Here is a 17,238-nt window from a genome sequence, read left to right on the forward strand (position 1 = left end):
CCGCTATGCGCAAACTTGATCGCCTCATATCGCGTGCCGAGGAGGTTTTGATTGGCCTGCTGATTTTATCTGCCTCTTTCATTCTTTTCGCCAACGTCATTGCCCGCTACGTGTTCAACGATGGTTTTTCATGGGCTGAGGAGTTGGTGCGTTACCAAATTGTATGGATGGTGCTGCTTGGCGCTAGTGTCGCAGCGCGGCAAGGGATTCATATCGGCATCGATATTCTGCAAAGGTTTTGTCCTCCACTGTTAGCGAAATGGATAGGGTTGCTCGTTCATGCGGTTTCTATCGCTTTTTGCCTTTTCCTGGTGCTTTACGGTTTTCAGTTAACCGAGCAAACCCATCGGTTTGGTCAGGTGAGTTCTGCTCTACAAGCGCCCATGTGGATCGTTCAGTTGGCCATTCCGGTGGGCGCGCTCTTAATGGGTATTCGCTTTACCCAGCATTTCTTCCGGACGTTGCTTGGTCGAGAGCAAGCCTCTGCCCACCTTGATCAAATTGGATAAGAACATGGTCATCACATTCCTGGTGCTATTAGCTGTTTTGATGTTAGTGGGAACGCCCATCTTTATTGCATTGGCGGGTTCCGTCACGGTGGCGATGGGGAGCTTTAGCCATATTCCATTGGCGATCGTGGCTGAGCGCTTGTTTGCCGGGTTGGATAAGTTCCCATTGATGGCAATACCCTTTTTTATTCTTACCGGTAGTTTGATGAGTGCGGGTGGGTTATCGCAGCGGATCATCCGCTTGGCCAACTTGTTGGTGGGTCGTTTTACCGGTGGTATGGGGATGACAGCGGTATCCGCGAGTATGTTTTTTGGTGCTATTTCCGGATCGAGCCCGGCCACGGTGGTGTCGGTGGGCTCACTGCTCTATCCGGCCATGCGCAAGGAAGGATATTCCGGTCAATTTTCGATTGGTGTGCTGGTGTCTGCTGGTTCATTGGGCATCATCATTCCCCCTTCGGTTGTAATGATCGTCTACGCGGCTGTCACCGGGGTGTCGGTGGGTGCGCTGTTCATGGCAGGGGTCGGTGCCGGTTTATTATATGCAGCATGCTTATTGCCTTACTGTTGGTACCGCGCCAAGAAGGACGGTGTAACGCCCGTGGAGCCGCCCAGTTGGGGCGAGGTTTTAGCAGGATTCAAAGATGCTTCGTGGGGGTTAGGGGTTCCTCTCGTCGTCTTGGGTGGAATTTATCTCGGTATCTTTACGCCCACTGAAGCCGCCGCTGTATCGGTGATCTATGCCCTGTTGGTCTCAGCCCTGATTTATCGTGAGAAGAGCTTTGCAGAGCTATTCCAAAGCATGATTGAAGCGGCGACCACAACGGCTCAGGTAATGATTATTCTTGCTGCTGCCTCGGTGCTAGCGTGGTTTTTGTCCAGTAATGGGTTAGCGGCGATGTTGGCCAACGCTATCCTGTCGTTATCCGAGAATCCGTACCATATCTTCCTGCTGATCAATGTGACGGTACTGATTGCCGGTATGTTCCTAGATGCTTCCTCCATTATGGTGATTCTTGCACCCCTGTTTTACACCGTGGGTATGCGCGTGGGTATTGACCCTGTCCACCTGGGGGCAGTACTGACCGTGAATGGGGCGATTGGCATGTTTACGCCGCCATTTGGCCTCAACCTGTTTGTGGCGGGCACTATCAACGGCGTCGATTACGTCCAGGCGGTACGTGGTGCGTTGCCCTTTATTGGCATTGCTCTGTTTGCCTTGATACTGCTGACCTATATTCCTGCGATCAGCATGTGGCTACCCAATATGGTGTATGGCGGCTAAACAGCCCGAATAAGGAGGGTAGCAATGTCTATTAGCATCACTTCATCAGCGTTAGCGCATTCCCATGAGGGGGTGGTGACCAGTCCCCATACGCTGGCAACAGAAGCGGGTCTTAAGGTACTTCGTGAAGGGGGCAACGCGGTCGAAGCGGCGATCACCATGGGGGCCTGCCTGGCAGTGACGTATCCGCATTTTACCGGCCTTGGCGGCGATGCCTTCATGATCATCGCGGATGCAAACGGTGGTGTGCAAACCCTGTCAGGCATTGGCCAGGCGCCACAGGCTAAGTTGCAACTGTCTGGTCAATTGCCTGCGAGGGGCGCTGGTTCCATGTTAACCACAGCTGCCACGGTCGATACCTGGGGGCAGGCGCATGAGATTTCCCGTCAGAACTGTGGCGGCCAAATGGGCTGGGCAGCGCTGATGGAACCTGCGATACAGCTAGCGAGGGAAGGCTTCCCGGTGACGCCTTCGCAGCGCTTTTGGCTTGATTTTCGTAGCGATGAGCTATCGATGATGCCAGGCGTACGAGAGCACTTTATGCCAGGCGGGAAGATTCCCCATGAGGATGAAAAACTGTACCAGCCACAGCTGGCCGCTTCACTGCAGTCCATTGCGACCCACGGGTACCGGGACTTTTATGAAGGGCAGTTGGGGGCGAAAATCGCCGCTGGGCTGGAAGCGGCAGGGTCTCCACTCACCGGCGCTGATCTGGCGGCTACCCGAGCACGAATAGAAATGCCGCTGTCTGTTCCTTACCGTGGTGGCGAACTGCTGGCCCATCGTCCCCCAACCCAGGGTATGACGACACTAGAGATAATGGGTATCCTGGCGCGTTTCGATCTTTCCAACATTGAGGAGGGCAGCGCTGATTATTACCACTTGCTGGTGGAGGCGGTAAAGCGCGCTTTCCTGGATCGTAATAGCTACCTGGCTGATCCCGATTTCGCGTCGGTGCCTTGTGAAAGGTTGTTATCGCCTGCCCATCTTGATGCTGAAGCGGCAAAAGTGGAGGCGGGGAAAGCATTGGATTGGCCCTTTGCTTATCAGCATGGCGATACGGTTTATCTGGCGGCCGCTGATCGTTTCGGTAATGCCGTCTCCATGCTGCAGACGATTTATTACGACTGGGGCAGTGGTGTCAGTGTCGGTGATACGGGGATTTTGTGGCACAACCGTGGTGCCGCGTTCAGTCTTGATCCGGCTCATCCGAATGCGCTGGCCCCCGGAAAGCGTCCTTTTCATACCCTTAACCCGGGTATGTATCGTGTCGATGGAAAGCCGCGTTTACTTTACGGTACTCAAGGCGCTGATGGACAGCCGCAAACCCTCGCTGCCGTACTGACGCGCTTGATAGACTATGGCATGGATCCGCTCAGTGCGCTTAAAGCGCCGCGCTTTCTACTGGGGCGAACCTTTTCCGATGGCCGTGACACGCTAAAACTTGAGCAGGATGCGGGAGAGGCGGTCTTCGCTGAATTGACCCGGCGTGGTCATCAGGTGAGCCTGCTACCCGCACAGAGTGCCTTGGCTGGCCACCCCGGCGCGGTCGTTATCGACCCGGCGAAAGGCTTTTACGCCGCTCATGACCCTCGCAGCGATGGCATCGCGTTAGGGCTATAGCACCAATAGAAACAAGGATGTGTACATGACAAAAAGCGATACGCTCGATGTGAAACAGAGTGCCCGTATCCGGGGAAAAACCCGCCGTAATGCTCATGAAACACGCGAGCGCCTGCTTCAAGCGGCGACTCAAGAGTTTTCCGAGCGCGGCTACGATGGTGCTCGCATGGAACGTATCGTGCGTGCAGCCGATTGTAATGTGCGCATGGTGTATCACTACTTCGATGACAAGGAAGGTCTTTACCTGACTGTTCTCGAACGAGTCTATGAGGAGTTGCGTGCCAAGGAGCAGGCACTCAATTTAAGCTATCTTGAGCCCGTTGCAGGTATGCGCGCGCTGGTCGAATTCACCTTCGATCATATGGCCGAGCATCCCGAGTTCACCAGCCTGGTGCGCAATGAGAACTTGCTGGGTGGACGCATGCTGCGCAAATCGAGCAAAGTCGTCCAGCAAACGACGCCGCTCGTAGGCATGATCCGGGATACCCTAAAGCGAGGGGAAGCAGCAGGGTTATTTCGCTCCGCTGTAGACCCTACCCAGCTCTACATTTCTATTCTTTCGCTATCAATCATTCACATCAATCAACGCGACACGCTATCCATCATCTTCGAGCAGGATCTGGCTGACCCGGATTGGCTTGCCGAGCGGCGTGCCCATGCGGTCGAGGTAATACTTTCCTATCTATGTGTTGAGTCCCTGGTGATCAAGTAAGCGACAAGGACTATCTGCAGGGCTCCGAATACCTCATCTACTTGCCCATCTGCTGCATAAATTTACGACAGCAAACCAAGCCAGAACCGCCGCCTTCCTCCGGCGGGCGACTAGCCGCCCGAACAAAAGCGCTGGGAGATTGACCGAGTACCTTGCGAAACATGCTGGAGAAAGCGGCTGGGCTGTCGTAGCCGAGTTCCAGTGCGGTTCGGGTAACGGAACTGCCAGACAGCAGCCTGGGAATTGCTGCCATCAGGCAGGCCTGCTGGCGCCATACGCCAAAGGAGAGTCCAGTTTGCTGACGAAACAGACGATTGAAGGTGCGCTGACTGCAATGTAACTGCCGCGCCCACTCCTCCGGAAGAGTGTGAATGCTCGGCTGGCCGAGAAACTCTCTGCACAGGCGGGCGAGCGGAAGGTCATGGGGCAAAGGCGCAAACAGTGGCAGGGCCTGAGCCTGTTCCAGTTCGTATAGGAGTAGCTTAGCCAGGGCACCATCGCGGCCGTTTTCGTCATAGAGTGCGGGGATGTGGGCGGAAGCCAGCAGCAGGTGATGCAGGAGAGGCGTCACGACCAGCACCTCGCAGTTGCTCGAAGCGCGTGGCGCGACGTGGGGTTCGATATACAAGCTTCGGGTGCTCACCCCGTTCATGCGCACTTGGTGGCGCTTGCCTGCAGGTAGCCAGACGCCGCTATAGGGCGGCACCATCCAGGTACCGTCATCCGTATTGACTTCCATCAAGCCGGTCATGCCATAGAGAAACTGGGCACGGCGATGGGTATGAAAGTCCAGGAGGGTGCCGGGGCGGTAGTCAGTGCCGATGGCCACCACGGGACGTGCAACATGATCCACCTCTGACAGGGGCGTATTGAGCATTAGCGTGAACCTGGCTGAAACGCGTTGATGGTTGTCCGAATGACGAATGTCGGCCAAACCTCGCCAGCATATAGTGCCTGCTGTTTCGTTTCATCAGGAGAGTGCCGGTGTATAGCGTATTGCTACTTTGTGGCGGGGTGGCAGGAGTGACCACCGTATTGTTCGGTTTCGGTGGCGGGTTCGTGGTGGTTCCCTTGCTGTATACCCTGCTGATTTACGTCCACGGGCCGGAAAGTGGTATCGGTCAGGCGGCCATGCATATCGCGGTGGCCACCTCGACGGCGTTGATGATCTTTGCTGCTTCCCTGTCCACATGGCGCCACCATCTAAGGCAAACCGTGCAATGGCACCTGGTGCGGCAGCTGGTGGGCTATATCGCCGTGGGCGCTGTGCTTGGTGCGGAGGCGGCCGTGTCGTTAAGTGGCGAGTGGGTGCGCTGGGCGTTTATCGGCTATCTGAGTATTACGATTGCGGATGCTGTTCTGCGACCCGGTTTTCTGCATCAGGCGGAGAGTGATGTGCGTCCTATGGGTCGTGGGGTAACGGCGATGACGGGGACACTGATTGGTGCGGTGGCCGCCTTGCTGGGCGTTGGCGGCAGTGTGATGACCGTACCGCTCATGCGCCGTAGAGGCGCGAGTATGACGGCAGCCACTGCCATGGCCAATCCGTTGTCGTTGCCCATGGCGGTGAGTGGCACCGCGACGTATGTGTTGCTGTCGGCAAATCACCCAGCGTTAGGGGACGGGTATGCCGGTTATGTGGATCTGCGCGCCTTGCTGGTACTTGCATTGGGCTCATGGCTCGGTATCCGCTTGGCGTCGACCTGGATTGGGCGCATTCCTGACCGTCTTCATGCCCGGGTGTACTTGCTATTGCTGACCATGGTGCTGGTGGTGATGGTTTTTGTTCATTGAGTGTTGCTTGCTTGGGAGATGCCTGTTTGGGAGATGTGTGGCGCTTGACATTCAGGGCGTCGCGCAGTCGAGAGAGTTTGATTTATTTTGTCAGTAGTTTCTTATGAGATCTTGTTGACATGGTTGCCAAAAGCAATCAATTATGTGCTTAAGGCAACTAACTCGAGGCCTCTTCCATGGCCGTAGAACAACGCTTGCATGAGCGAGCTGGAACGGTGCGAAGCTTCAACCGTTTCTACACACGTCAGATCGGTGTGCTGCACGAGCATCTGCTGGAAAGCTCATTCTCGCTAACGGAGGTTCGCATTCTGTATGAGCTGGCGCATCGGTCGATGCTTACCAGCTCGGATATTTGCCGGGAGCTGGGGCTCAATGCCGGTTACGTGAGCCGGGTGCTGAAAGGCTTCGAGAAGAAGGGGCTCATCACCAGGATTCCCTTGCCCTCCGATCGCCGGGCGGCGCAACTGCAATTGACTGATCTTGGGCGGGAAACTTACCTGCCGTTGAGTGATGCGTCTCAGCGCGAAGTTGTTGCCATGCTCAAACGGCTTTCGGAGCCTGAGCAACATCAGTTGATCGAGGCTATGCATCAAATCGAGAGCCTGCTTGGTGATACGGATTCGAACTACATGCTGCGCGATCCGCAGCCGGGCGATATGGGATGGATTGTTCATCGGCAGGCGGTTCTGTATGCCCAGGAGTACGGCTGGAACAGTGAATATGAAGCACTGACAGCAGACATCGTCGCCAAGTATCTGCGTGATTATGACCCGCAGTGGGAACGGTGCTGGGTCGTCGAGAAGCAGGGAAGCGTCGTTGGCTCCGTGTTCGTCGTTAGGGAGGACGAAGCGACCGCAAGGCTGCGGTTACTCTATGTCGATCCCTGCGCCCGAGGTCTTGGAATAGGTGGCCGTCTCGTCGATGAATGCCTAAGATTCGCCCGCCAAGCTGGCTACAAAAAAATCATCTTGTGGACCAACAGCGTACTTATCGGTGCGCGAAAGATCTACGAAAGGGCAGGTTTCGAACTGGTTGAGGAAACGCCCCATCACAGCTTCGGTAAGGATCTTGTCGGTCAGGTGTGGAGCCGTGAGCTGTAGTACCCACGTTGCGAAGCATCGCTCTGTCTAGGCAACGGTCGTGTGCCGGACAGCAGAGGGGGCGATAAATGACGGTTCTGTGGGTACTTGTCTGCAGATCCTTGCCTATATTCTAAGTGGCTTCCCCCCACAGCCCTGCCAGAGACCCACCTACCGGAGAATCCTCGGGTAAGGCCACAGCAGCCACTCGTTCTTGTGCCGCCGCAAGCTGTGCGGGGTCGCCGCGCTCTATTTCCGGATTTTGGTTGGGTGGGTAGGCACCTACCATGCAGAAATCATCATCCGCCTCTAGGCTGGCATGCCCGACCCCCGCTGGCAGCACCAGCACATCGCCTGGGTAAAGCATCAGCTCCTGGCCGTTTGGGCCACCCAGCCGTGCCCGGGCCTGCCCGCGGAAGATGCCCAGTGCTTCATGAGCGGTGGAGTGAAAGTGGTCAAAGTCATACAGGTGGTAGCGCCACGCAGGTGGCCAGCCGTGCTGTTTGAACATGCTTTCAAAGGTATCGGCCCGCTCCTCTGCATTGCTGATGTCGAGAACTTGACGATAAATCAGCACCGGTAGAGGGGAGTTGGGGTAGCCGGTCGCTGCATCGCTGTCGAGGTGAAGTCGCTCTGGCTGGGGGGTAGACATCCTTGCCTCCTCATTTCTCGTTGGGGGTGTGCTTTCAGCATGGTTTTTAAGCTTGGTTTTAAGAACGGTTTTAAGCACGTTTTTAAGAATAGTTTTTAATGCATGGTCGAGCAAACCGATAACAAACTGGCTAGGTGTTTAGTCGATTACCGCCCCGCAGCCCACCCCCCTCATTTTCTATTCGATTGCCTTGATAGTATCAGTCGGTATCATATTGCTGATGTTGTCCATCATTACGCCCTTTTACCGCGAGCTTCTATGACCCAATCTAAAACGCCTTTCATTGTGGTGCTGAGTCTGGCAATGACCATGATGCTGGGCCCGTTTTCCATGGACACGTACCTGCCGGCCTTTCCGGTCATTGGTGAATCGCTGGGGATTTCTCAGCAGGCGGTATCGTTGAGTGTTTCGGTGTATGTATTTGCGTTGGCGTTGGGTCAGTTGATCGGCGGTGCGCTTTCAGACCGCTTCGGGCGGCAGCGGGTGCTGATGAGCGGACTGGCGATTTTTGCGCTCTCAAGCATTGTCATTGGTATGGCGGATTCCTTGAACACCCTGCTCGGCGGGCGGGCAATTCAGGCCATTGGCGCCGGTTTGACTCTGGTGTCGGTACCGGCGTTAGTGCGCGACCGGGTGGCGGGCCGCGACGCCGCGAAGCTGTTCTCGATGATGGGCTTTATCATGGTGCTGGCGCCTGGAATCGCTCCGAGCGTAGGCAGCGCGATTCTGGCGCTGGGTTCCTGGCACTATATCTTTTTCGCCTTGGCGGTATACGCGGTGCTTTTGGTGCCGTTGCTGGTGCGGGTGATTTTTACCGGCACGGGCAAGGTGTCTCGCGCGAAGAGCCCTAAGATGAGCTTGCTGGCGCGCTATAAACTGGTGTTGTCGACAAAGCCGGCCCTGCCGTTCATCGTTTGGCAGGCCGCCTCTTTTTCTACCCTGATGATGTTCATCACCTATGCGTCATTTATCTATCAGGGGCATTTCGGCCAGTCGCCTTCAAGCTTTTCAATGCTGTTTGCGGCGAATATCGTCGCGATGCTTATATTCAACATTCTCAATCGAGTGTTGCTTTCCAGGCTACCGTCACTGCGTATCCTGCAGTTGGCAACGGGCTGTCAGGCAGTGGGCATACTATTGCTGGTGATGGCTGCCTTTATGGATTGGTCGCTTTACGCCTTCCTCGCCGCCATGATGCTGACAATCGGCGCGGTGGGGGCGATCTCGCCGAATATTCAGGCCTGCTTTTTGGAGTTCTTTCCCACCAGCAGTGGGACGGCCGCAGCGCTGCTGGGTGCCGCACAGTTCGGCATCGCTGGGATTCTGAGTGGATTGTCTGCACTGCTACCGCATACGCTTGAAGCGGTCATTTTGGCCATGGCCGCCTGTGGTTCGGTGGGGTATCTGATGCTTGCCCGCTCAATCATCAAGGGGCGCGCCGCTGTCGAGGCACACTGAGTCAGGCCTCCCATGCCGCCCGAGCGGTATCATCATCGGTTTGCCGGTGACGGGGTCTTCGATAACCCGGCTTTCCAGGCCAAATACCTCGCGCACCATCTGCTCGGTCAGAATCTCCCCCGGTGGGCCTGCCGCGTAAACCTTGCCGTTAGCCATGGCAACCAGTTGGTCGGCGTAGCGAGCGGCCAAGTTGAGTTCGTGGAGCACCATCACGATAGTGGTGCCGCGCTGTCGGTTTAGGTCGGTGAGCAGGTCGAGTACATCGACCTGGTGGTTGATATCCAGAAAGGTGGTGGGCTCATCCAGCAGCAGCACCTTGGTTTGTTGGGCCAGCGCCATGGCTATCCATACCCGCTGGCGCTGCCCGCCGGAAAGCTCGTCCACGTGGCGTTCGGCCAGCTCGCTCAGGTGGGTGGCGGCCAGGGCGTCGGCGACGGCTACTTCATCGGCCGCGCTCCAGCGTTTGAAAAGCCCCTGGTGCGGGTGGCGGCCCCGGCTGACCAGCTCGAGCACGCTAATGCCTTCCGGGGCGATGGGCGATTGCGGCAGAAACCCAAGTTGTTGTGCCAGCCGGCGGGTGGGCAGTTGGTGAATGGCGTTACCCTCCAGCAGCACGCTGCCCTGCGCGGGCGTCAGCAGCCGTGAAAGCACGCGTAAAAGCGTCGATTTTCCGCAGGCGTTGGCGCCCACAATGGCGGTGGTCTGGCCGGCAGGCACCGTCAGGTTAACGTCGTCCAGAATGGTGCGTTCCCCATAGCCTGCCACCAGGCCCTGGGCGAGTAGTGAGCAAGCGCTCATAGAGTGCCTCGGGTTTTGTTGTCGCGAAGTATCAGATAAACGAGATAGGGCGCGCCTAATACGCCGGTCACGATGCCGACCGGGTAGCGGGCGGGGAGCAGAAACTGGCCCGCATAGTCGCCTAACAGCACCAGTAGAGCGCCCACCAGCGCGGAAGGGATCAGCAGTGAGGCGTTGCGGCCCATCAGGCGGGCCGCAATGGGACCGGAAAGGAACGCCACAAATGCCACCGGGCCGGAAACGGCGGTGGCAAACGCCACCAGTGCCACAGCGGTGATGACCACGACAACCCGCGTAATAGCCAGGCGAACCCCCAGCCCGGCGGCAAGGTCGTCACCCATGCGTAGGGTTTCAAGGTCGCGGTGGCGGCTCAATAGCAGCCCGCCGAACAGGAGCAGGGCGATCAAAAGCGGCAGCGCTTGATCCAGCTGAACGCCGTTGACGCTGCCAGTGAGCCAGCGCAGGGCTTCTTGCAGTGTCCAACTGGGTGCGCGCATTAAAAGATAGGCGGTAATACTTTGCAGCATCGCGGCCAGGCCAATGCCGATCAGAATCAGCCGTCCGCCGGTCACGCCCTGGCGCCAGGAGAGCGTGTAGATCAACATCGCCACGCCCAGCCCCGCAGCAATCGCCACCATCGAAACCGCCGGGCCGCTTAGCGAGAGCACCACGATGGCAAACACCGCCCCAGTGCTGGCGCCAGTGCTGATACCAATGATATCCGGGCTTGCCAGCGGGTTGCGCAGCAGGGTCTGAAAGGCGATGCCGCCCAGGCCGAAGCAGGCGCCCACTAATACTGAAACCACCGCTCTGGGCAGGCGCAGCTCACGCACGGTGAAACCAGCGCCCGGCACCTCGGCGCCGCCAAGTATGCGTACCACCGTGGTTAGCGGCGTGAAGGACTGCCCCACCATCAGGGTTAACAGTACGCCTGCCAGTAGGCAAGCGCTAAGCACTGCAATCATGCGAGCGCGGTGCCTAGCGCTCGCCCTTCTAATATGTCGGAAATGGCTGATCGCGCTAAGAGGCGGCTGGTTCATAGCGAGCCTACCTTGCGGTTGCGCACAATCCAGATAAACACCGGTGCGCCGATAAAGGCTGTCACTATACCCACGTCCAACTCCGAAGGATGGGCGATCAGCCGCCCGGCCACGTCTGACAATGTCAGCAGTACCGCACCACCCAGGGCAGAGAAGGGCAGTAACCAGCGATAATCGCCGCCCGCTAGCAGGCGGCAGGCGTGGGGTACGACCAGCCCTACAAAACCAATCGGGCCGCACACCGCCGTAATCGGGCCGCACAGCAGTACCGCCCCCACTGCCGACATGGCCCTGGCCACGGCTACTTTTTCCCCCAACCCCGCTGCAGTGTCATCGCCCAGGGCCAGCATATTGAGTTTGCGCGCGGCGAGCAGGGTGATCACAAAACCCGTCACTAGAAAGGGCAGCACCGGAAGAAGCTGCTCATAGGTCGCGCCACCCACACCACCCACTAACCAGGATTGCACCAGCCCGCCGATATCACCCCGTGGCAGCACCACGGCGGTAGCAAGCGAGCTAAGCGCGGCGGTAATGGCCGCGCCTGCTAGTGCCAGCCTGAGCGGCGTGGCGCCTCCCTGGCCGAGGCTGGCTATGGCGTAAACCGCACTGGCAGAGATAGCGGCGCCTGCAATGGCTGTCCAGATGTAGCTGGTCGTCTCGTCAATACCGAACCAGGCAATGCCAATCACCACCGCCAGCGCCGCCCCGGCGTTAACGCCCAGAAGGCCGGGGTCGGCCAGCGGGTTGCGGGTCAGGCCCTGCATGACCCCACCGGAAATCCCCAGGGCGGCTCCGGCCAGCATGGCAAGCAACGTGCGCGGCAGGCGGCTGGCTACGGCAGCGTCGCCAACGGTTGCTACCTGGCCGCTCAGCGCGGCGGCGATTTCCGGCCAGCCCACTTCCCGGGCCCCAAACGCCACAGAGAGCATGGCGGCAAGCCCGAGCAGAACAAGCAGCGCTGCGCCGCCAGACAACCGACGGGCAGCGTTGCGTTTGATACGAAGAGCGACCGAGCGATTAACGCTTGAGCCAGACGCCGGGCCGCTACCGTTGTGACTTGCGTGCGGCTTCTGAGAGCAGGTCTGCATAATCGTCCAGTAACCATGAGATCGACATGGGGGTAGGGTTGGCCGCTGTGCCCAGCGGGGTATTGCCGAGCATGACAATGGCGCCGTTTTCTACTACAGGCAGGCGGGAGGTAAGCGGGTGCGCGTTGAGCTGATCGATCAGCGGCTGACCGCCGTAGGTGACGAGAATATCCACATCGTTGAGCTCATCGATCAATTCAGAGCTGATTTCGCCAGCAAATTTACCGGGGGGAGAGTTCTGTTTGACGACTTCAGGCGAGGCCAGCCCCAGGTCATGGAAAAACCGCACCCGCGCGTCGTTGTCGGTGTAGAACGAAATGCGCCCTAGGTTGGTGGGGTCAAGGTGGGTCACGAACATGGCTGTCTTGCCCGCAAGGTTAGGATGGTCGGCGGCGGTATCGGCAATCTGTGTCTCGATTTGCTCGATGAGCGCCTGGCCATCCTCCGCCATGCCGAGCCCTGCGCTGTTCAGTTGAATCATCGCGCGCCAGTTGGTTGCCCAAGGGCCTTGGGGGTAGGCTACCACCGGGGCAATCTGGCTCAGGGTGGTGTAGTCCGCCTGGCTAAGCCCTGAGTAGGCCGCCAGAATCACATCGGGCTGGCTGGCAGCCACGGCTTCAAAATCAATCCCGTCGCCTTCGTCGAACAGGGCGGGGGGCGTGGCATCCAGCTCGTCAAGCCGGGCTTCCACCCAGGGCAGTAGCCCGTTGTCGTTGTCGTCACCAAAGTTGGCGGCCGCGAAGCCGACCGGTACCACGCCAAGGGCCAGCGGCACTTCGTGATTGGCCCAGGCCACGGTCGCTACCCGCTCGGGCTTCTCGGAAAGCACGGTGGTGCCCAGGGCATGTTCGATTTCAAGGGGATATTGCTGCGCGCCAACGGGCAAAGCGCCGAGGCTGCACGCAGCGATAAGCGCCACGTAAGCACTCAGACTTCTATGGAACAGAGCCATAGCCTTCTCCAAAAGCTTAAGACGTAATGACGAATAATCCTCACTGCGTGGTAAGCACGCAGCGCCTAGATATATGACGGGTAGTCCGGGTGATGCATGACGTCACGGTGTATTGTAATTATTATCAAAAGTTCAACTAAATGATTGTGATTGACATTATCACTCTTGACTCGGGGATGCTAGCTTTGGATACTCTGCCGGCCTTTCAAAACAGAACCACAAGGCGAGCAGGGTAGGTTTATTCATTTCAAGGGATCTTCAACATGACTGATAGCAATAGCACAGTCCGGCGCAACGCAAGTCGGGTACGGTGGCAGCAGACCACTACCGCCATTCTGTGCGGCACAACGCTGGTGAGTATTCCCATGCTCGGGAACGCTCAGGAAACCGGCGAAGGCAGTGACGATAACGAGGGATATCGCCTCGCCCCCATTATCGTCAACGCCCAGGCCTACGCTGATGATGATGCCAATTCGATAGTAGCTCAGGAGCTTTGGGTGGGTGGTAAGGTCGCCACCAGTATTCTTGATACACCTGCCTCAGTGTCGGTCATTACTGAGAAAGAGATTGAGCAGCGCAACGCCTCTACCACTGAGGAAGTGCTGCAATATACCCCCGGCGTCCTCACCGATTATTACGGCACCGATGACCGTAATGACTATTTTAAAATTCGCGGATTCCAGGCGACTACCTACCGTGACGGGCTGACGCTAGGCTCAATGCGCGGTGTACGCGAAGAGCCTTACGCCTACGAGCGAGTTGAGGTGTTGCGTGGCGCCAACTCCACCCTGTTTGGCCCGGCGGATCCGGGTGGCTCGGTCAACTTCGTGAGCAAACGGCCACGGTTTGAGCGTTTTGGCGAGGGGTATCTCTCCTACGGATCATTCGACGCCAAAGAGGCCGGTGTTGATGTGGGTGACACGCTGAACGCTGACGAGACAGTGGCCTACCGCTTTACCGGCACCCTCCGGGACAGCGACCGCGAATACGATCACTCCAAAGACAACAATGGTTTCTTGATGGGTGGCTTGGCCTGGGAGCCGACGGAGTACACCTCAGCAAGCGTGATCTTCGATTACTTGAAGCGTGACGACACCCCCAATAGCGGTGGTTATCCGCTTGACCGGGAGTACGACCGCAGCGACTTCTTCGGCGAGCCTGGCTTCAACTATCATGATGTCGAGCGTACCAGCCTCACCGGGCAGCTCACCCATGATTTCAACAACGGCCTGACGCTGCGCGGTAATCTGCGCTATAGCGACCTGACCGACGATTTCGGATACGTCTATATCACTGACTCTGCGGCGCGAGTTGGCAGCGTGGTGGATCGCGACTATTTTGGTACCGACAACGAAGCTCAGGAGTTGATCGGCAACGCTATCCTGCAATACGACGCCCGCTTTGACCGGGTTGATAGCAGCACGTTGGTGGGTGTTGAGTATCGCGATGCTTCCACCGAAGATAGTTCGTTTTATGGCGATGCGACCTCCATTGATATCGCAAACCCCGTCTTTAGCGGTGCCCCGAGTAGCCTGAACGTCTATAGCAGCAATAAGCAGGACTTCACCACCGAGTCGGTTTTCCTGACTCAGAATTTGTCCTTTTATGATCGATTCATTGTGACAGCGGGTGTGCGCAACGACTCGATGGATGTCTCAAGCACCAATATGGATGGCGTTCGCGATTCCGATGACTTCTCTGAGACCTCACTTCGCGGTGCGCTGACCTATCGCGTCACCGACGAAATTTCCACCTATGTCAGCATGGTTGAGTCGGTCGCACCGCCCACGATTGGCGTCGATCCCGAAAGGGGCGAGCAGTACGAAATTGGTGCGAAATATTCCCCCTTTGGTACCAATGCGCTGTTTTCGGCGGCCATCTATGACCTAACCAGGGACGACGTCACCATCTCGGTTGTACAGGACAATGGCGTTATCAAGCGGGAAACCGTGGGTGAGTCCCGCGTACGGGGTCTTGATCTGGAAGCGAAAGCTGAGTTGACCGATAGCTTTAGCGTGGCCGGTGGTTACTCCTATATGGAGTCGGAAGTGGTACGCGACAGTAACGCAGCCAGAGAGGGTAACGAGTTCACCGCAGCACCCAAACATACGGCGTCGCTGTGGGGCTACTATACCTTGCCAAGCCAGGATATGAGTGTTGGCCTCGGCGCCCGTTACATCGGCTCCTACTACTTTGATGTCGCCAATACGTCAAAAAGCAGTGCGGCAACGCTCTTCGATGCAGCCTTCAGCTATCAGCTCACCAAAGACGCCGATCTAGCCGTCAATGTCAGCAACTTGCTCGACGAGCAGCACGTGGTCGGTTCAAGCACCGCCGATTACTATAATCCGGGTCGCGAAATCAGCGCGAAAGTGAGCTATCGCTGGTGATGTAATTCCGCCTATATCCCAGAGGTAAAGCAACGGCAAAACGCCCCGACTTGAACATTCAAAGCGGGGCGTTTTTGGTATTTAGGCTTCTGTTAGGCCATCAACGATAAAAACGCGGTAGTCGGCGCCCTGAAAGCGGTGTTTGCGGGCTTCCTGGTAGGCGGGGCTTTGATACCAGGCACGGGCGGCAGCCATATCCGGGAAGCGTAGAATGACCGCTCCTTCCATTGCGCTGCCTTCCAGTACTTCAAAATCGCCATAAAAAGCCAGCGGCTGTGGGTCGTGGCCTTCACGGGCGGCTTTTGCCTTCTCGCCGTAGCGCTCCATTTCCTGGGCGTCGTGAGTGTGTTCTCGAGTCAGTACGACATAAGCGGGCATTAAATTCTCCTTACGTAACCATTAAAAAGCAGCGATAGCATATCATTAGCCCAAAACTGGGCTGCATGAGAAAAGCACAATCGACCGTTACTCGGCTTTTGTAGGGCCATTGGCAGCGATACTTAGCGTTTGTTCAGACGCGGGTACTACCACAGCTGCGGTTTCCAGCCGGTTTTTTTCCAGTGCCGCCAAGGCGATTTCATAGCAATCGTCGATATGGCTGTTACCCATGTACTTCATGGCTGTAAAGCTAATACTGCCTGCCACAGCGCTGCCTACGAAGGGTACGAACTTAGCAACACCCTTTGCTGCTACCTTGCCAGCCATCTTATTTAGCAATACCACGATAAGCTTTCTGGTGATGTATTTGCCCGCCATCTTGCTGCCGGTATTGGAAATGACCGTCATCACAAAAAGCTTTGATTCTGTATCCAGGCTGTCGATCTGTTCAGGCGTTAAGCCAAATTTTTCATTAATTTTGGGAATTAAACGCATCAATATGGCGACGTCTGAACCAATGTCTAAGCCCGGTATGGGTATAACCGCAGTGCCAGCTGACAGGCTTGAACTCTTTGTCACCATCGAACGGCACGACTGTTTAATGGCTTCTAGCTCTTCCAGTGACTCGATCATATAAGATCCTTTTTTCACAAGTATTGCGCCATTTCTTGATGACGAGCTCATCGTGAGAATCAGCATGGTATCAACGCCAAGCTTTGTCACCTAACCAGTGCAATTGCTTCACGGCTGTCCATGCAGAATTCGTGAGAGTGAGGACTCTATATGGCGTTGCATTGCCGCTCGTGCCTTTGCCTCGTCTGCTTGGCGAATCGCTTCGATGATGTCGTTATGCTCTTCTGTGACCTGCTTGGATTGCAATATTCGCGGAAGATCGGACGTTTTTTGCCCGAGTTTGACGGAGAAGATAACCCCCGTTTGTAGAGCTAGCACCGAGCTAAGTAAAAATTTATTGCCGGATGTTTTAGCTATCTGTACGTGAAAGTCGAAGTCTTCCTGAGTGCCTTGGCCCCCGTTTTGATTGACTCTTCTTAAAATACGGCTCTTTTCCTCAATGCGCTCAATATCACTATCGTTACGCTTTGAGGCGGCCAGGGCCGCTGATTCCGTTTCAATTAGCAGCCGGAAGTCAAACAGCGCAATAAGGTCGCTGAAGTTATTAACAAAGTTTGGCGCATCGAGCGCTGTTGTGGGCCGGGCGACAACAAACAGGCCTGACCCTTGACGGGAGGCGACAAGACCTTCGGTTTTTAGTTGCGCAATCACTTGTCGCGTGGCGCTACGGCTAAGTTCATAGCGGCTTGCCAGTTCGGCCTCTGTTGGCAGGCGCGCTCCACGCAGATATTGCCCGCGAAGTATCCAGTTGCGCATATCTTCGTATAAGTCTTTAGTCTTTTCGACTTTTGTCTTTGTTGTCACGTTGTAAAACTCCTTACTTTGGCTGTTTTTATTTAAAAACATA

At 56.6% G+C, this 17,238-nt stretch carries 17 protein-coding genes; 8 read left to right on the forward strand and 9 right to left on the reverse strand.

What is annotated here, in order from left to right; genetic code table 11:
* Positions 1-5: 5 nt before the first annotated feature.
* From SR894_RS03400 to SR894_RS03415, 4 genes are read left to right on the forward strand one after another with little or no spacing between them, the layout of a single operon-like run.
* Positions 6-509, forward strand: coding sequence for a TRAP transporter small permease (locus tag SR894_RS03400; protein WP_223287863.1), 504 nt, complete (start codon positions 6-8; stop codon positions 507-509).
* 4 nt (positions 510-513) lie between these two features.
* Positions 514-1,794, forward strand: coding sequence for a TRAP transporter large permease (locus SR894_RS03405; RefSeq protein WP_088700703.1), 1,281 nt, complete (start codon positions 514-516; stop codon positions 1,792-1,794).
* A 24-nt stretch (positions 1,795-1,818) separates the two neighbouring features.
* Positions 1,819-3,417 carry a gamma-glutamyltransferase gene (ggt, locus tag SR894_RS03410; protein WP_223287862.1) on the forward strand — a complete coding sequence of 533 codons (1,599 nt, stop codon included), beginning with the start codon at positions 1,819-1,821 and terminating at the stop codon, positions 3,415-3,417.
* A gap of 25 nt (positions 3,418-3,442) precedes the next feature.
* Positions 3,443-4,129, forward strand: a complete 687-nt coding sequence (locus SR894_RS03415; protein ID WP_133733003.1) for a TetR/AcrR family transcriptional regulator — start codon at positions 3,443-3,445, stop codon at positions 4,127-4,129.
* 37 nt (positions 4,130-4,166) lie between these two features.
* Here the strand turns inward: SR894_RS03415 and SR894_RS03420 are convergent, their stop codons facing one another.
* Positions 4,167-5,006: an AraC family transcriptional regulator gene (locus tag SR894_RS03420; protein WP_133733004.1), complete on the reverse strand. Its 840-nt coding sequence runs from the start codon at positions 5,004-5,006 to the stop codon at positions 4,167-4,169.
* 107 nt (positions 5,007-5,113) lie between these two features.
* Between SR894_RS03420 and SR894_RS03425 the strand changes: the two genes are divergently transcribed.
* Both SR894_RS03425 and SR894_RS03430 read left to right on the forward strand, forming a co-directional pair.
* Positions 5,114-5,923, forward strand: a complete 810-nt coding sequence (locus SR894_RS03425) for a sulfite exporter TauE/SafE family protein (protein WP_133733005.1) — start codon at positions 5,114-5,116, stop codon at positions 5,921-5,923.
* A gap of 176 nt (positions 5,924-6,099) precedes the next feature.
* A complete protein-coding gene (locus SR894_RS03430; protein ID WP_133733006.1) occupies positions 6,100-7,023 on the forward strand; it encodes a bifunctional helix-turn-helix transcriptional regulator/GNAT family N-acetyltransferase in 924 nt (307 codons plus the stop codon).
* 112 nt (positions 7,024-7,135) lie between these two features.
* On the opposite strand, the gene SR894_RS03435 is transcribed toward SR894_RS03430, so the two are convergent.
* Positions 7,136-7,654, reverse strand: coding sequence for a cupin domain-containing protein (locus tag SR894_RS03435; RefSeq protein WP_133733007.1), 519 nt, complete (start codon positions 7,652-7,654; stop codon positions 7,136-7,138).
* Between the two features lie 258 nt (positions 7,655-7,912).
* Here SR894_RS03435 and SR894_RS03440 point away from each other — a divergent pair, with 258 nt between their 5' ends.
* Complete coding sequence (locus tag SR894_RS03440) at positions 7,913-9,112, forward strand: multidrug effflux MFS transporter (RefSeq protein ID WP_133733008.1); 1,200 nt, start codon at positions 7,913-7,915, stop codon at positions 9,110-9,112.
* On the opposite strand, the gene SR894_RS03445 is transcribed toward SR894_RS03440, so the two are convergent.
* The 4 genes from SR894_RS03445 to SR894_RS03460 all read right to left on the reverse strand — a co-directional run bounded on the left by SR894_RS03445 (position 9,074) and on the right by SR894_RS03460 (position 12,990).
* The gene (locus tag SR894_RS03445) at positions 9,074-9,910 is read right to left on the reverse strand and encodes an ABC transporter ATP-binding protein (RefSeq protein WP_133733009.1); all 837 of its coding nucleotides are present in this window, start codon (positions 9,908-9,910) and stop codon (positions 9,074-9,076) included. The two genes, SR894_RS03440 and SR894_RS03445, sit on opposite strands and share 39 nt — an antisense overlap.
* Positions 9,907-10,875, reverse strand: coding sequence for a FecCD family ABC transporter permease (locus tag SR894_RS03450; RefSeq protein ID WP_244286586.1), 969 nt, complete (start codon positions 10,873-10,875; stop codon positions 9,907-9,909). The genes SR894_RS03445 and SR894_RS03450 overlap by 4 nt, the downstream gene beginning before the upstream one ends.
* Before the next feature lie 71 nt (positions 10,876-10,946).
* A complete protein-coding gene (locus SR894_RS03455; RefSeq protein ID WP_244286587.1) occupies positions 10,947-12,038 on the reverse strand; it encodes a FecCD family ABC transporter permease in 1,092 nt (363 codons plus the stop codon).
* Complete coding sequence (locus SR894_RS03460; RefSeq protein WP_133733011.1) at positions 11,995-12,990, reverse strand: iron-siderophore ABC transporter substrate-binding protein; 996 nt, start codon at positions 12,988-12,990, stop codon at positions 11,995-11,997. Before SR894_RS03460 ends, SR894_RS03455 begins: the two co-directional genes overlap by 44 nt.
* Before the next feature lie 263 nt (positions 12,991-13,253).
* Between SR894_RS03460 and SR894_RS03465 the strand changes: the two genes are divergently transcribed.
* Positions 13,254-15,380 carry a TonB-dependent siderophore receptor gene (locus tag SR894_RS03465; protein ID WP_133733012.1) on the forward strand — a complete coding sequence of 709 codons (2,127 nt, stop codon included), beginning with the start codon at positions 13,254-13,256 and terminating at the stop codon, positions 15,378-15,380.
* Between the two features lie 81 nt (positions 15,381-15,461).
* Here the strand turns inward: SR894_RS03465 and SR894_RS03470 are convergent, their stop codons facing one another.
* From SR894_RS03470 to SR894_RS03480, 3 genes are all read right to left on the reverse strand, one after another.
* On the reverse strand, positions 15,462-15,758 hold the full coding sequence (locus SR894_RS03470) for a DUF1330 domain-containing protein (protein ID WP_133733013.1): 297 nt from the start codon (positions 15,756-15,758) through the stop codon (positions 15,462-15,464).
* An 87-nt stretch (positions 15,759-15,845) separates the two neighbouring features.
* Entirely contained in the window at positions 15,846-16,391 is a 546-nt protein-coding gene (locus SR894_RS03475; protein WP_133733014.1) for a hypothetical protein, read from the reverse strand.
* Positions 16,392-16,499: 108 nt separating this feature from the next.
* The gene (locus SR894_RS03480; protein WP_133733015.1) at positions 16,500-17,237 is read right to left on the reverse strand and encodes a FadR/GntR family transcriptional regulator; all 738 of its coding nucleotides are present in this window, start codon (positions 17,235-17,237) and stop codon (positions 16,500-16,502) included.
* Between the last annotated feature and the right edge of the window lies 1 nt (position 17,238).

It is taken from the genome of Vreelandella neptunia (assembly GCF_034479615.1).
In the GTDB taxonomy this organism is placed as follows: Bacteria; Pseudomonadota; Gammaproteobacteria; order Pseudomonadales; family Halomonadaceae; genus Vreelandella; species Vreelandella neptunia.

Coding starts and splice junctions, on each gene's coding strand:
- SR894_RS03480 (WP_133733015.1), bottom strand. CDS start 17,237: ATGTTTTTAAATAAAAACAGCCAAAGTAAGGAGTTTTACAACGTGACA.
- SR894_RS03420 (WP_133733004.1), bottom strand. CDS start 5,006: ATGCTCAATACGCCCCTGTCAGAGGTGGATCATGTTGCACGTCCCGTG.
- SR894_RS03455 (WP_244286587.1), bottom strand. CDS start 12,038: ATGCAGACCTGCTCTCAGAAGCCGCACGCAAGTCACAACGGTAGCGGC.
- SR894_RS03445 (WP_133733009.1), bottom strand. CDS start 9,910: ATGAGCGCTTGCTCACTACTCGCCCAGGGCCTGGTGGCAGGCTATGGG.
- SR894_RS03415 (WP_133733003.1), top strand. CDS start 3,443: ATGACAAAAAGCGATACGCTCGATGTGAAACAGAGTGCCCGTATCCGG.
- SR894_RS03470 (WP_133733013.1), bottom strand. CDS start 15,758: ATGCCCGCTTATGTCGTACTGACTCGAGAACACACTCACGACGCCCAG.
- SR894_RS03435 (WP_133733007.1), bottom strand. CDS start 7,654: ATGTCTACCCCCCAGCCAGAGCGACTTCACCTCGACAGCGATGCAGCG.
- SR894_RS03475 (WP_133733014.1), bottom strand. CDS start 16,391: ATGATCGAGTCACTGGAAGAGCTAGAAGCCATTAAACAGTCGTGCCGT.
- SR894_RS03440 (WP_133733008.1), top strand. CDS start 7,913: ATGACCCAATCTAAAACGCCTTTCATTGTGGTGCTGAGTCTGGCAATG.
- SR894_RS03430 (WP_133733006.1), top strand. CDS start 6,100: ATGGCCGTAGAACAACGCTTGCATGAGCGAGCTGGAACGGTGCGAAGC.
- SR894_RS03400 (WP_223287863.1), top strand. CDS start 6: ATGCGCAAACTTGATCGCCTCATATCGCGTGCCGAGGAGGTTTTGATT.
- SR894_RS03465 (WP_133733012.1), top strand. CDS start 13,254: ATGACTGATAGCAATAGCACAGTCCGGCGCAACGCAAGTCGGGTACGG.
- SR894_RS03405 (WP_088700703.1), top strand. CDS start 514: ATGGTCATCACATTCCTGGTGCTATTAGCTGTTTTGATGTTAGTGGGA.
- SR894_RS03450 (WP_244286586.1), bottom strand. CDS start 10,875: ATGATTGCAGTGCTTAGCGCTTGCCTACTGGCAGGCGTACTGTTAACC.
- SR894_RS03460 (WP_133733011.1), bottom strand. CDS start 12,990: ATGGCTCTGTTCCATAGAAGTCTGAGTGCTTACGTGGCGCTTATCGCT.
- ggt (WP_223287862.1), top strand. CDS start 1,819: ATGTCTATTAGCATCACTTCATCAGCGTTAGCGCATTCCCATGAGGGG.